The organism is Mycobacterium sp. shizuoka-1 (assembly GCF_002723835.1).
Lineage (GTDB): Bacteria > Actinomycetota > Actinomycetes > Mycobacteriales > Mycobacteriaceae > Mycobacterium.
The window spans coordinates 21,607-35,640 of record NZ_BEWG01000100.1 but is presented as its reverse complement, the minus strand read 5'-3'; the positions used below and the strand labels follow the sequence as shown (position 1 = coordinate 35,640).

General features: G+C 66.9%; 13 protein-coding genes. 12 read left to right on the top strand and 1 reads right to left on the bottom strand.

The window, feature by feature from the left end; genetic code table 11:
* Window positions 1–207 precede the first annotated feature (207 nt).
* The 12 genes from MSZK_RS25490 to MSZK_RS25435 all read left to right on the top strand — a co-directional run bounded on the left by MSZK_RS25490 (window position 208) and on the right by MSZK_RS25435 (window position 13,082).
* Entirely contained in the window at window positions 208–2,166 is a 1,959-nt protein-coding gene (locus MSZK_RS25490; RefSeq protein WP_233211512.1) for an Ig-like domain-containing protein, read from the top strand.
* 165 nt (window positions 2,167–2,331) lie between these two features.
* On the top strand, window positions 2,332–2,913 hold the full coding sequence (locus MSZK_RS25485; protein ID WP_371411386.1) for a TetR/AcrR family transcriptional regulator: 582 nt from the start codon (window positions 2,332–2,334) through the stop codon (window positions 2,911–2,913).
* A gap of 103 nt (window positions 2,914–3,016) precedes the next feature.
* Complete coding sequence (locus MSZK_RS25480; RefSeq protein WP_099251328.1) at window positions 3,017–3,652, top strand: TetR/AcrR family transcriptional regulator; 636 nt, start codon at window positions 3,017–3,019, stop codon at window positions 3,650–3,652.
* Window positions 3,653–3,740: 88 nt separating this feature from the next.
* Entirely contained in the window at window positions 3,741–4,931 is a 1,191-nt protein-coding gene (locus tag MSZK_RS25475; protein WP_099251318.1) for a lipid-transfer protein, read from the top strand.
* A gap of 30 nt (window positions 4,932–4,961) precedes the next feature.
* A complete protein-coding gene (locus MSZK_RS25470; RefSeq protein WP_099251317.1) occupies window positions 4,962–5,402 on the top strand; it encodes an SRPBCC family protein in 441 nt (146 codons plus the stop codon).
* On the top strand, window positions 5,402–6,262 hold the full coding sequence (locus MSZK_RS25465; protein WP_371411385.1) for a MaoC/PaaZ C-terminal domain-containing protein: 861 nt from the start codon (window positions 5,402–5,404) through the stop codon (window positions 6,260–6,262). Before MSZK_RS25470 ends, MSZK_RS25465 begins: the two co-directional genes overlap by 1 nt.
* 15 nt (window positions 6,263–6,277) lie before the next feature.
* Entirely contained in the window at window positions 6,278–7,150 is an 873-nt protein-coding gene (locus tag MSZK_RS25460; protein WP_199203484.1) for an SDR family oxidoreductase, read from the top strand.
* Between the two features lie 2 nt (window positions 7,151–7,152).
* A complete protein-coding gene (locus tag MSZK_RS25455) occupies window positions 7,153–8,415 on the top strand; it encodes an acyl-CoA dehydrogenase family protein (RefSeq protein WP_099251315.1) in 1,263 nt (420 codons plus the stop codon).
* A complete protein-coding gene (locus tag MSZK_RS25450; RefSeq protein WP_099251314.1) occupies window positions 8,412–9,236 on the top strand; it encodes an alpha/beta fold hydrolase in 825 nt (274 codons plus the stop codon). Before MSZK_RS25455 ends, MSZK_RS25450 begins: the two co-directional genes overlap by 4 nt.
* A 20-nt stretch (window positions 9,237–9,256) precedes the next feature.
* On the top strand, window positions 9,257–10,840 hold the full coding sequence (locus MSZK_RS25445; protein WP_099251326.1) for an AMP-binding protein: 1,584 nt from the start codon (window positions 9,257–9,259) through the stop codon (window positions 10,838–10,840).
* Window positions 10,837–12,252 (top strand): aldehyde dehydrogenase family protein, encoded by a 1,416-nt coding sequence (locus MSZK_RS25440; RefSeq protein ID WP_099251313.1) that lies wholly within the window; start codon window positions 10,837–10,839, stop codon window positions 12,250–12,252. The genes MSZK_RS25445 and MSZK_RS25440 overlap by 4 nt, the downstream gene beginning before the upstream one ends.
* Window positions 12,249–13,082 (top strand): SDR family oxidoreductase, encoded by an 834-nt coding sequence (locus MSZK_RS25435; RefSeq protein WP_099251312.1) that lies wholly within the window; start codon window positions 12,249–12,251, stop codon window positions 13,080–13,082. The genes MSZK_RS25440 and MSZK_RS25435 overlap by 4 nt, the downstream gene beginning before the upstream one ends.
* 136 nt (window positions 13,083–13,218) lie before the next feature.
* On the opposite strand, the gene MSZK_RS25430 is transcribed toward MSZK_RS25435, so the two are convergent.
* A complete protein-coding gene (locus MSZK_RS25430) occupies window positions 13,219–13,998 on the bottom strand; it encodes a site-2 protease family protein (RefSeq protein WP_099251311.1) in 780 nt (259 codons plus the stop codon).
* Between the last annotated feature and the right edge of the window lie 36 nt (window positions 13,999–14,034).

Here is a 14,034-nt window from a genome sequence, read left to right as displayed (position 1 = left end):
GTGTTTGGTAACCACACCGATACCGGAGGTCCTCACCTACTTCCGCTCACCACGCCGTTCACAACCTGTCTGGGAGTTACACCTAGGGCTCGCGCCACGCCTGTGCGGGGTAGAACTCTGCCGGGAGCCCTCGCGTCACCATCGGCTCTGGCCGACGCGCTGGCCTATGCCGGTCGAGACGTTGAGGCGGTCGTGGCGGGACGTAGCGTGGCGGCAAACGTCTCGACCGCGTTCGACGCGGTGGCCGCCGCTCCGATCCAGCAGGGCCTGCAGGCCCTCATCGGGCATATCGAGGCAGCGGTGGCGACCACGGTCCGGGTCGTCGGCAATCTCGTTCACGCCGTCGTGCATGCCGCGGTCGTGACCGTGCGGACGGTGACGTCGGCGATCGCCGATGTCGTCGAAATCGCCCTCCATCCCGCGCCATACGCAGACGGTCCGACGGTGGGGCTGCCCGACGCTCCCACCGGGACGGTCACCGGCGATCTGGGTTTCCGGGCCCCGGGCGACCTGCCACTGTCCTACGTCGTCACGACCGGGCCGACGCGCGGCACGGTGACGGTGAGCGACAACGGCGTCTACACCTATACCCCTACCCAAGCGGCCCGTCTGGCGGCCGACGGCGCCGGCCCCCTGACCGACACATTCGTGGTGACCGCCAGCGACAGGTTCGGGTCCACCCCCCAGACGGTGACTGTTCCGGTTGCCCCCGCGCGCTACGTCGTCGAGGTGCCCGACAGCGTTCTGTCGCCTCGGGAGCCCAACTTCACGCCCGACGGCAAGTCGCTGGTGTTCTCCGCCACCCCGCAGGACGGCGGCCGAGACGAGATCTATCGGATCGATGTCGACGGCACCAACCTGCGGTGCCTGTCCTGTGGGCTCGCCCCCGAGGTGACCGAGGACCTCTCGAAACCATTCGCGATGGCCAACGGGACGGACTATCTGCTCAGCGGCGGCACGCAGTCACCGACCGGAGGAGCGTCGGCCGACCATTACGTCCTGCACTGCACCGGCGGCGACGGAGGTTGTGGCGACGGGTCGTCGCTCTCGCTGATCAACCTTCCGACGCAGTACGCGCCCGGTGTCGTCGTCGTCCAGACCCGCGAGATGCGCATGGCTCCGGACAGCACGCACATCGCCTACACCCAGCTGCTCGCCTCGGGAACCAAGACGGTCCTGGTGACCAGTGTCGGCACGTTGCAGGCCGGCCCCGATGGATACGACATCGTCGATTCGCGGGTGGTCTATGACGCCGGTGAGATCAAAGCCTTCACCCCCGACGGTAAGGGCGTGATCGTCACCGACTTCTATGGCCGCTACAACCAGGGCAACGCCGACGATGTCGTGGTCGACCTGCAGAGCGGGTCGATCACCCGGCTGACCGCCAACCTGGACTACGACGAGAGCGCCAACCTCTCACCCAACGGGCAGTGGCTGGTCCTCGGAAGCTCGCGCACGTTGGACTATCTGACCCCGATGACGCAGGTCGTCAGGCCGAGCTTCGTGCCCGCTTACGTGGTGTTCCCGACGTTCCTGGCCAAGCGGGGCACCACCAATCAGACCTGGGTGGTGTCGCCCACCGACGAGTTGGCCGGTGAGAACGGGATCTTCCTCGGGGATCCCACCGGGACATACGTCTCGCGGCCGGTGGCGAACTGGAGCCCTGACGGCACTGCCGTTGCGTTCTGGGAGGCGCAGGCCACCGACGCGACCCGCAGTCAACTGGTGGTCGCCTACCTCAACGAGGTCGGCGGCGGAACGGTGCCGGTCGACACCGCGACGCCGGACATGTCCGGATGGGCCCCGGCGTTGTCGGATTTCGTTCCCACGCTCCCGCAGCTGGAACCGGGGCGGGCCGGACTCGTCGGCGGCACCGCAGAGGTGGTCACGACCACAAGCGGCAAACTGACGACGAAGACGGTCACCTATACCAACTTCGAGGACAGCTCCGGCTACATCCTCAACGGGACGGAGTCGACAACGGCGAACGCGACTTTCACGTCGATCACCTACAACGCCGACATCACCGTCACCGGAGCCGACGGCACCCAGATTGGCTGGTTGCGAGCCGACAACGTCCTGATCGCCAACCAGCAGACCATCCAGGGCACCATCGAGTCGTCGATGAACGGCAACCACCTCGTGATGGGGACCCCGGTCGCCTGACGGTCTCGACCGGGTCGATTCGGCACGGCGCGGGCACGAGTACGCGCCTCGATCGCTACGATGTCCGACAAACATCGATTCTCCTGAGGATCGGGATGTCGTAAGGCGGCAATGGTTGTGGTGAGCGTGGGTGAGCGCCGGACTCAAGCTGAGCGCACTGCCGCGATGCGAAGTCGGCTGCTCAACGCGACGATCGAATGTCTGGTCACCTACGGATACGCGGGCACGACCACGCCCCGGATCGCCGAGATCGCCGGCGTGACCCGCGGTGCTCAGGTGCATCACTTCCGGTCGAAAGAGGACCTGGTCGTCGCCGCGGTCGAGTACCTCGCCGAGCAGCGGATCCAGAAGGCCATGCGCCGGGACGCCGGCATCTGGAAGGGGCCCGATCCGGTTGCCGGTGTGCTCGAGTTCCTCTGGGATTCTCACCAGGGCGACATGTTCGTCGCCACCATCGAGCTGTGGGTGGCCGCGCGCACCGATGACGTACTCGCCCGTGAGGTGGCGCGGGTCGAGCCGATGGTCAACAGCACGCTGATCACGGCGATAGCCCAGCTGCTTCCGGATCACGCTGCGCGTAAACAGGTTCGGAACGTGTTGTACACCGCCATGGATGCGCTGAGGGGGATCCTGGTGGTCGGTTTTGTCGATCGGGACGAGACCCAGGCCCGTCGCCGGTGGGATCGCGCGTGTGTCTATCTGGCCGACATGTTGTCAGAGGCGTTGGCCGCCAACGATTCTGACTAGGGCCGCCGCGCCCTGACCGCACCTGCGATGCTTCGCAGGGTACTTACATACAACTCTGTACGCATGTAGTATCCCTGCGCACCACAGGCGATCGGAGGACGTGATGGCTGATGCCGGCATGCCCCGCAGCCGCAGGACGCAGACGCAGAGAACCGCAGCCATGAGATCGCGGATCCTCGCTGCGACGGTGGAATGCCTTGTGAAATATGGGTACTCCGGCACATCGACTCATCGGATCTCGGCGCTGGCTGGTGTGACCCGCGGCGCTCAGGTGCATCACTTCAGGTGTAAAGAGCAGCTCGTCGTCACGGCTGTCGAGCATCTTGCCGAACAGCGGATCCAGGCCGTCGTGCGCGAGCACCGCCGATTGCGGGACAGTGCCGATATCGCCGCGAGCGTGCTCGAATTCCTCTGGGACTCCCACCAGGGCGCGATGTTTGTTGCCACGATGGAACTTTGGTCAGCGTCATGGACCGACGGCGCGCTGGCCGCACATATTGCCCGGGTCGAGCACCGCGTCAACGATGTGCTCATCGACGGCGTCATCTCGCTGGTGCCCGGTGGGGCGGCGACCAGGGATCTGCGCAATGCCATCTACACCGCCATGGACGTCCTGCGGGGAATTCTGGTGGCGAGCCTGCCTGATCGCAATCGACTTCGCGCACGGCGTCGTTGGGATCGCGCTGTGGTCTACCTGCGGCCGCAGGTTTCGCGTGCGCTGCGCGAATTCACGAGCTGACCAAGAGGCTTGCAAAGATACGTGCCGGTCGGTATGTTTCTTCTCATCGGGTCGCACTCGTCGACGCCGATGCCGGAGAGGAGAAGTGATGGCGAACAGAGTGTTCGTGATCGGCGTGGGCATGACAAAGTTCGAGAAGCCGGGCCGGCGCGAGGGCTGGGACTATCCCGACATGGCGCAGGAATCCGGCACCAAGGCGCTCGAGGACGCCGGAATCGACTACCGGCAACTGGAGCAGGCTTACGTCGGCTACGTCTATGGCGAGTCGACCTCCGGACAGCGCGCGCTCTACGAGCTCGGCATGACCGGTATTCCGGTGGTCAACGTCAACAACAACTGCTCCACCGGATCAACGGCGTTATACCTTGCCGCGCAGGCGATTCGCGGCGGTCTCGCCGACTGCACGCTGGCCCTCGGCTTCGAGAAGATGCAGCCCGGGTCGCTGGGTTCGACGTTCAACGACCGAGCCCAGCCGATGGAAAACCACTTCCTCGCGCTGGCCGAGATCTCCGAAGTGCTCTTTCCGCCCGCGCCATGGATGTTCGGCGCCGCCGGCCGCGAGCACATGAAGGAACATGGTTCCACCGCAGAGCATTTCGCCAAGATCGGCTACAAGAACCACCGCCACTCGGTCAACAACCCGTACGCACAGTTCCAAGAGGAATACAGCCTCGAGGACATCCTCGCGGCGCCGATGATTTACGACCCGCTCACCAAGTTGCAGTGTTCGCCGACCTCCGACGGTTCTGGTGCGGCGATTCTGGCCTCCGAAGCGTTCGTCGAGCGACATGGGCTGGCCGATCAGGCCGTCGAGATCGTCGGACAGGCCATGACGACCGATTTCACCAACAGCTTCGACGGGACCTGCAAGGCGCTGATCGGCCATCACATGAATGTCGAAGCGGCACGGCGGGTGTACGACCAGAGTGGTCTGGGCCCCGACGACTTCCAGGTGATCGAACTGCACGACTGCTTCAGCGCGAACGAACTGTTGCTTTACGAAGCTCTCGGGCTGTGTGGCGAAGGCGAAGCCCACAAGCTCGTCGACGCCGGGGACACCACCTATGGCGGGCGGTGGGTGGTCAACCCGTCCGGCGGCCTGATCTCCAAAGGCCATCCGCTCGGTGCCACCGGACTGGCGCAGTGCGCGGAACTCACCTGGCAGTTGCGCGGCACTGCCGACAAACGGCAGGTGTCCGGTGTGACCGCCGCCCTGCAACACAACATCGGCCTTGGCGGCGCAGCTGTCGTGACCGCCTACCAGCGTGCGCAGCGCTGAATCCAACAGACGAAGGGAAAACACACCACCATGGGACACATCGAAGCGACCCGCGACCTCGCCGCCGGCCCGGAAGCCTTGTGGGCCATCATTTCCGACCCGAACACCTGGGGCCAGTGGTTCACCGTGCACGACAAGTGGCTCGAGGAGCCGCCGGCCACGCTGACCGCAGGCACCAGGCTGATTGCCAAGATCGTCATGCTCAACATGGCCAACAAGATCGAATGGACCGTGAAGTCCGTCGACGCACCGACGAGCCTCGCCCTCGGTGGCATCGGGATGGCCGGCGTGAAGGCTGATTTCACCTTCACCATCGAGCCGGTGGGCACCGGATCTCGTTTCACCGTCGCGGGCGACTTCGAGGGCGCTCTGGTCAAGGGCGCACTGGCCAAGGCCGTCGAAAAGGATGGCGCCAAGCAGCTGGACAAGACGCTGGCCAAACTCGATGAGTTGGCATCGGCAGCCGTCTGATGACCGACACGCTGGAATTCGACGACAGCGGGCTGGATCGCTGGACCGACGACGACCACTTCGAGGTGACGCGCGAGCGGATCGCCCAGTACGCGGAGGCGACCAACGATCCGATCCCGGCACACCGCGCCGGCGACGTCGCGCCTCCGGTCTTTGCGATCGTCCCGGTCTTCGAGGCCATGATGATGCCCACGGTGGACGTGCTCCCGGTGGAGTTGGTGCCCCGGGTGGTCCACGGTGAACAGGACTTCTTCTTCCACCGGCCCATCCGGCCGGGCGACAAGCTCGTGTCGCGCGGAAAGATGATCGGCTACGAGGGACTGGAGAACGGCACCAGGGCGGCGATCCTGCTCGAATGTCGCACCGAGGCAGGAGAACTGGTCAACGAGCAGTACGTGACGTGTTTCGTCCGGGGCTTCGACGCCGGAAAGAAGCTCGGTGAACTCACCCCCTCGCACAAGTTCGAGGACAGCCTGCGCGAGCAGGCGCCGCTGGCCAAGGTGGCCCAGCACATCGATGCCGACCAGACCTTCCGTTATGCACCGGCCTCCGGTGATCCCATGCCGATCCACCTCGACGAGGAGGTCGCCAAGGATGCCGGGCTGCCGGGGATCATCGCCCACGGCCTGTGCACCATGGCATTCACGTCCTGGGCCGTACTCACCGAGGTGGCCGACTCCGACGTCAGCCGCCTCAAGAGGTTTGCGGTGCGGTTCTCCAAAATGGTGCTCCCCGGCGATGACCTGGAAACCCGGATCTGGCGCAAAGACTCAGGTGGTGGCCTCACCACATACGCATTCGAGACCGCTCGTGGCGACGACTTCGTCATCACCGACGGGCTCGCCGTAATCGCCGGCTGAACGAAGGACACAATCATGGGCATTCTGGAAGGACGGGTCGCCGTCATCACCGGCGCGGGTCGCGGGATCGGGCGTGAACACGCTCTGCTGTTCGCCAAGGAGGGCGCGACGGTCGTCGTCAACGACCTGGGCGGCAGCAACACCGGTGACGGCAGCGACGACGGACCCGCGCACGAGGTGGTGGCCGAGATCACCGCCGCAGGCGGGCGAGCGGTGGCCAACAATGACAACATCTCCAGCTGGGCCGGAGCCAAGAGTCTTGTGCAGCAGGCAATCGACGAATTCGGCCGCCTCGACATCCTGGTCAACAACGCAGGCATTCTGCGTGACGCCTTCATCGCGGGGATGGACGAAACCCAGTGGGACGCAGTCGTCACCGTGCATCTCAAGGGTCACTTCGCGATGCTGCACCACGCATCGGAGTACTGGAAGACGCAGTCCAAGGCCGGTGATCAGCCGGTTGCCGCGGTGATCAACACCGCGTCGGGCTCCGGGCTGACCATCCCCAACGCGGGCCAGGCGAACTACGGTGCGGCAAAGGCAGGTATCGCGGCGCTGACCCTGATCGCCGCCGAGGAGTTGGAGCGCTACGGCGTACGGGTGAACGCCATCGCCCCGATCGCCCGTACCCGGCTGACGCTGGCGACGCCCGGCATGGGCGCACTGATGGCCGAACCGGAAGACGGCGAGCTCGACCTGTTTTCGCCCGCCAACATCTCCCCGCTGGTGGCCTACCTGGCCAGCGAGAAGTGTGCGGTCACCGGACAGGTGTACGCGGTGCAGGGCGGTGCCATCTCGCAGCTGAAGGGCTGGCACGACGTCGAGACCATCGAGACCGACAAGGTGTGGGAGATCGACGACATCGCCGCACGCCTGCCGGGGGCCTGATCATGATCGAATGGTCGGACACCGACATCATCATGCGCGACACGGTGCGCGAGTTCATCGCCAAGGAGATCCGGCCCCAACTCGACGAGCTCGAGAGCGGGAGCCGGTCGCCCTACCCGATCGCGCGAAAGCTGTTCAGCGAGTTCGGACTCGACGTGATGGCCGCCGAGGCGGTGAAGACGATGCTGGACCGGGAACGTGCCAAGTCCGAAGACGGCGAGGCGTCGCAGAGCAGTCCTCGAAGCGGTGGTGGCGGTCTCGGTGACCTCGGCGCCCAGGCGTCGATGGCTGCCGTTCTGGTCACCGAACTCGCCGCGGTGAGTATCGGTCTGCTGTCGACGATCGGGGTCAGCCTGGGGCTGGGCGCCTCGACCATCGCGACGCGGGGCACGTTGGCGCAGAAGGAGCGCTGGCTGCCGGACCTGATGACCCTGGAGAAGATCGCGGCGTGGGCGATCACCGAACCGGACGCCGGTTCGGACGCGTTCGGCGGGATGAAGACCTATGTCCGCCGAGACGGCTCGGACTATATTCTCAACGGGCAGAAGACCTTCATCACCAACGGACCGGACGCCGACGTCATCGTGGTGTACGCGAAACTGGACGAAGGCCCCGACTCGGGAGTGGACAAGCGCAACCGGCCGGTTCTCACCTTCGTGCTCGAGGCGGGCATGCCCGGGCTCACCCAGGGGCGGCCGTTCAAGAAGATGGGCATGATGTCCTCGCCCACCGGGGAGTTGTTCTTCGACAACGTCCGACTCGGCCCGGACCGGCTACTCGGCGAAACCGAGCAGCACGGGGCGGGTGACGGACGTGACAGCGCCAGAGCCAACTTCGCCGGCGAGCGGATCGGGATCGCGTTGATGTCGCTGGGCATCATCAACGAGTGCCACCGCCTGTGCGTCGACTATGCCAAGACCCGCACACTGTGGGGCAAGAACATCGGGCAGTTCCAGTTGATCCAGCTCAAGCTGGCCCAGATGGAAGTTGCGCGGATCAACGTGCAGAACATGGTGTTCCAGACGCTGGAGGCGGTGGGCCAGGGCCGGCTGCCGTCGCTGGCGGAGGCGTCGGCGATCAAGCTCTACTCCTCGCAAGCTGCCACGGAGGTGGCGATGGAGGCCGTGCAACTCTTCGGCGGTAATGGGTACATGGCCGAGTACCACGTGGAACGGTTGGCCCGAGATGCCAAGTCGTTGATGATCTATGCCGGCAGCAACGAGGTCCAGGTCACCCACATCGCCAAGGGACTGCTCTCGGCATGATCGGCACCGGCACGGGTTGCTACGCCGGCGTGCGCACCCGGGTCCTTTCGGTGAGCGGAGATGGCGTGCCGGTCGTGCTGCTGCACGGCTACGCCGACTCTGCCGACACCTGGCGGGCGGTGCTCGACCGGCTGGAAACGGCCGGTCGGCATGCCGTCGCCGTCGACCTGCCCGGGTTCGGCTGGGCCGAGCGTCGCCGTCCGGGTCCTCTGCTCCCGCAGTTCGACGCCTTCGTCGACGAACTCGTCGCCGACCGCGGCCCGGTGGTACTTGTCGGCAACTCGCTGGGCGCCGCGACCGCGATGCGGGCGGCGGCGCGCAATCCTGACGGGGTGAAAGCGGTTCTGGCGCTGAACGACCCGTTGAACGCCCGTCATCTGGCCGCTCGGCTGGCCCGTGGCCGCCCATTGCCTGCGCAGCTGTGGCACACCGCGGCGATGCTGCCGATCCCGACGGGCGTACTCCGCTGGGCGACCGGCAAGGCCGTCCGTCATGTCCTCTACGGTCGCGGTGTCGCCGCCGATCCCGCGGTCGTGGCCCGCTGGCGACGCACCGTCACGGGACCCGCCGCGTTGGCGACGCTGGGGCGCTATGCCTTTCAGTACGCGTACGAGACGGCGGACGGACACCGCGGTCTGCGCGTCGACTGTCCGACGGTGATCGTGCACGGGGCGGGCGATCGCATCATTCCCGTCCAGGCCAGCCGGACCCTGCACCAGCAGATTCCGGGGAGCACCCTGGTGGTTCTCCCAGACTCCGGCCATTGCCCGCAACTGGACAATCCCGCCGAAGTCGTCCGACTGATCCTGAGGCTGGCGTGACCACACACCTGCTGAACCTGATGCGAGCCGTGATGGTGTTACAACGCCGCGGCATGATCAATCTCGTCGATCCGTTCGGCATGGCCACGGCTTCCCGAGCATTACGCCGTTACGGGTCGTTCGGTGGGCTGATCACCTACACCGCAGCGCGATACGCGGACTCACCGGCGCTCACCGACGACACGGGGACACTGAGCTTTCGGGACCTCGACCAGCTGTCCAACGCCGCGGCGCGGGTGCTGCTGGATCGGCAACTCGGCGACGAAAGCGCGGTGGGCCTGCTCAACCGCGGCCACCGTGGCTTGTTGATCGCCCTAGCGGCCGCCGGAAAGGCCGGTGTGCGAACGGTTCTGCTGAACACCGGGTTCGCCGGGCCGCAGTTGCGCGACGTGTGCGCCCGCGAGCGGATCGGATTGGTGCTCGCCGATGACGAGTTCACCGATGCCCTCACCGACCTGCCTGCCGGCGTCGAGGTGCTGCTGAACTGGTCGGAAAGGCTGACTACGCTGCCGGTGCTCGACGACCTCGCCGCCGCGCAGTCCGCCGATCGACTGCCGCCTCCGGAGCGGCCCGGGGGGCTGGTATTGCTCACCAGCGGTACCACCGGAAGTCCCAAGGGCGCCCCCCGCGACAACGTGAGTCCGCTGCAGTCCGCCCAGCTTCTGGATCGCGTGCCCTGGCCGGGCGGTGGGTGCTACGTCGTTGCCGCGCCGCTGTTTCACGCCACCGGACTGGCCACGGCCAGCGTCGGGCTGGCTCTCGGCAACCGCGTCGCGCTGACGCGGCGGTTCGACCCGGTGGCCGCGCTCGCCGCGATCGAGCGGCACCGTGCGAGCACCCTGATCGTTGTCCCCACGATGCTCAGCAGGATTCTCGATCTGGGCCCCGAGATCATCGGTCGCTACGACACCTCCTCGCTCGCGGTCATCTTCGCAGCCGGATCCACACTGGCGCCGCAGTTGTGCCGCCGCACCCTGGACACCTTCGGTGACGTGCTCTACAACCTGTACGGCTCCACCGAAGTCGCCACCGCCGCGGTCGCGACACCGGCTGAACTGCGGGTCGCACCGGGCACCGTCGGGCGCCCGCCGGTCGGTTGCCGGATCGCCGCCTACGATGCCGACGATCACCCGATCACCAGGCCCGGACAGACGGGCACCCTGTATGTGTCCAGCGGACTGAGCTTTTCGGGCTACACCGACGGCGGCACCAAGCGGGTGATCGACGGCATGATGTGCTCGGGCGACACCGGGCACTTCGACGAACGGGGGTTGTGGTACGTCGACGGTCGCGATGACGACATGATCGTCTCCGGTGGGGAGAACGTGTATCCGGTCGAGGTGGAGAACCTGCTCAGCGAGCACCCGGACATCGTCGAAGCCGCGGTCGTGGGTGTGGACGACCACGAGTTCGGACAACGCTTGGGTGCGTACGTCGTGCTCAGGGCCGGCGCCGCCATCGACGCTGACGGTGTCAAGGCGCATGTGCGGGCACGGCTGGCCCGTCACAAAGTTCCGCGTGATGTCGTCTTTCTGGCGGCGTTGCCGCGCAACGAGACCGGCAAGGTGCTCAAGAAGAACCTGGTCCTCGGGACTGCCGAATGATCGATGCTTCGGTCGGTGCTGTCGTGTCGCAGCTACGTGCCCGGCAGCCGGCGTGGGCGGCCCTGCCCGTCACCGATCGGGTCCGCTGGTTGTCGCGGTACCGGGATTGGCTGTGGGACAACCAGTGTCGGCTCGAACAGCTACTGGTGCAGGAGACCGGTAAGCCCGCCACCGAGGCCGGCCTGGAAATTCCCTACGTTGTCGAGGCGATCAACTACCACAGCAGGCGGGCGCCTCGGGTCCTGGCCGACCGCCGTCCGCGTCCGCACGGGGTGCTGGCCGTCACCAAGCGGCAGTTGGTCGTCGCGCGGCCGTATCCGGTCGTCGGCGTCATCACCCCGTGGAACTTCCCGCTCGGCCTGTCGCTCCTGGACGCAGTGCCTGCGCTGCTGGCCGGGTGTGCGGTCGTGGTCAAACCCTCCGAGCTCACGCCGACGGTGGTGTCGGCGGCCATCGCGGGTTGGGCCGAGATCGGCGCTCCGCGTGTGCTCGACGTGGTGTGCGGGGGCGGGCACACGGGTGCGGCGATCATCGAGGCCGTCGATTTCGTGCAGTTCACCGGGTCCGCGCGCACGGGGCGGGCGGTCGCCAGGGCGGCCGCCGACCGCTTGATCCCGTGCGCGCTGGAATTGGGCGGCAAGGACGCCATGATCGTGCTCGACGACGCGGACGTGACGCGGGCCGCCAACGCCGCGGTGTGGGGAGCGATGGCCAACTACGGCCAGATGTGTGTGTCGGTCGAACGGGTCTACGTCGAATCGGCGGTCCACGACGAATTCGTCCGCCAGGTGACGGCCGAACTGGCTCGGCTACGAACGGGAGTCGACTTGGGCCGCTTCACTGCTGAGCCTCAGCGGGAGGTGGTCCGACGGCAGCGAGACGATGCGGTGGCGCGTGGCGCCACCGCGGTGGCGGGCGGGCACGGCGACGGTCCCGCGGTGCTCGTCGACGTGGACCACGACATGCTCTGCATGACCGACGAGACGTTCGGACCGCTGCTCCCGGTCGTGCGGGTCGCCGACGAGGACGAGGCGGTGCGGCTGGCCAACGACTCCCGCTACGGCCTGTCCGCGGTGGTGTTCAGCGGTGACCGGCACCGTGCCGAGCGGATCGCGCGGCGGATCGACGCAGGGGCCGTCAACATCAACGACGTCTTCGCCAACCTCTTCACGCTGGCCTTGCCGCAGGGCGGCTGGAAAGAGTCCGGTCTGGGCACGCGCGGCGGCAGCGACGCGATCCTGAAATTCTGCCGGCCACAGGCGATCGTGGCCGCTCGGCTGACACCTGCCCGGGAGCTCACGTGGTATCCCTACAGCCCGCTGCGCCGCGCGGTGCTGCGCCGGGTGTCCCGGCTGATCGGGGCGAGAGGGCGGCGGCGGTGGTTCGGTTCACACAGGAGAGGCAGCACATGACAACAACGAGCCTGACCGACCGGGTTGTGGTGGTGACGGGCGGTGCGCGGGGGATCGGGGCGGCGATCGCGTCGCACTTCGTCCGGGCCGGCGCCACGGTGGCCATCGGAGATGTCGACGTCGAACAGGCCGAGCGGACCGCCGGTGCGATCGGCTGCTGGTGGGGTGAGGTCGATGTCACCGATCGGGCCGGCTTCGCATGCTTCCTGGACTCCCTGACCGGCGCGCTCGGCCCGGTCGACGTGCTGGTCAACAACGCCGGGATCATGCCGGTGACGCCGCTGGTCGATGAGGCGCCCGAGTCGATCCAGCGCCAGCTGGCCATCAATGTCGCCGGTGTCATCTACGGGACGCAGCTCGCGATCGACCGGATGAGCCCGCGACGTCGTGGCCATGTCGTCAACATCGCGTCCGCTGCGGGCCGGATGGGCTTCGGCGGAGTGTCGACCTATACGGCCACGAAGTTCGCCGTGGCCGGTTTCACCGAGGCCATCGCCCTGGAAGCCGCCGACTCCGGCATCACCTTCACCACCGTGTATCCGGGCATGGTGAACACCGAGCTGTCCGCCGGGCTCTCCGATCACTGGCTGATGCGGACCTGCGCGCCCGAGGTCGTCGCCGCGGCGGTCGTCGACGCTGTGCGCCGGGGCCGGCGCGCGGTGTACGTGCCGCGCCGGTTGGGGCCGCTGACCGCGGTGTACGGCGTTCTGCCCGCTCGCGCTCGCGCCTCCGTGATGGGACTCCTCGGGGCGGACCATCGGATGCTCGACGGCGACGACCACATTCGCCGGTCCTACGAGGACAGGCTCGAGGGTCGGTCACCGGCCTGACATTTGTGACAATTCTGTCAAGTCGCTGCCGGCCCGCCGGCGGCTCGCTAAGTTGTTGTTTGCCAACCGGGGGATGGAGCCGAGCCGGGGGGGGCAACGACGGAGGGGATCGCTGCCCCCCGCCTTGCTGCCCGAATCAGACCCAGGCGGACCAGAAGCGAGTCAGCGCCGCGCCCACCGAGGCGAGGTTGCCGGACACCCCGGACAGGTCGAAGAACCAGAACACCACCGAGAAGAACCACTGGTTCAACGCCGGTGCCAGCAGCAGGACGATCAGAAACAAGAACCCGAACTGCTTGGCCGGTGCCACCGCCCGCTGTGTCTCTGGGCTCAGATGCGGCTCCAGCGCCCCGTAGCCGTCCAGGCCGGGGATCGGGAGCAGGTTCAGCACCAACGCGGTGATCTGCAGGAACCCCAGGAACGCGACTGCCGACCAGAACACCCCGTGGCCGGGATCGAAGAACAGCCTGGTCGCGGTGAGCAGCACGATGGCCAGCACCAGGTTCGCCGCCGGGCCGGCCAGACTGACCAGCGTGCGCTGACGCGGCGTCATGAACCCGGTGCGCACATAGACCGCGCCGCCGGGCAACCCGATGCCGCCCAGCGCGATGAACAGCAGCGGCAGACCCAGTGACAGCAGGGGACTGGAGTATTTCAGCGGGTTGAGCGTCAGATAGCCGCGGACCGCGACATCGTGATCGCCGAACCGCCAGGCCGTGTAGGCGTGGCCGAATTCGTGCAGGCACAGCGACACCAGCCAGCCGGCGATCACGAAGATGAACACCGCCACGTACGACAGCGGCCGCACGGTAGCGGCGGCCAGCCAGGCCAGCACGCCGCCCGCGACGGTGATCGCGACGATCACCAGAAAGACCGGGCTGGGCCGCACCGATTGGTGCATGGGACGCACGTTCACCTCACGAAACTACCGGATGAGGAGGCTCTGACCTGC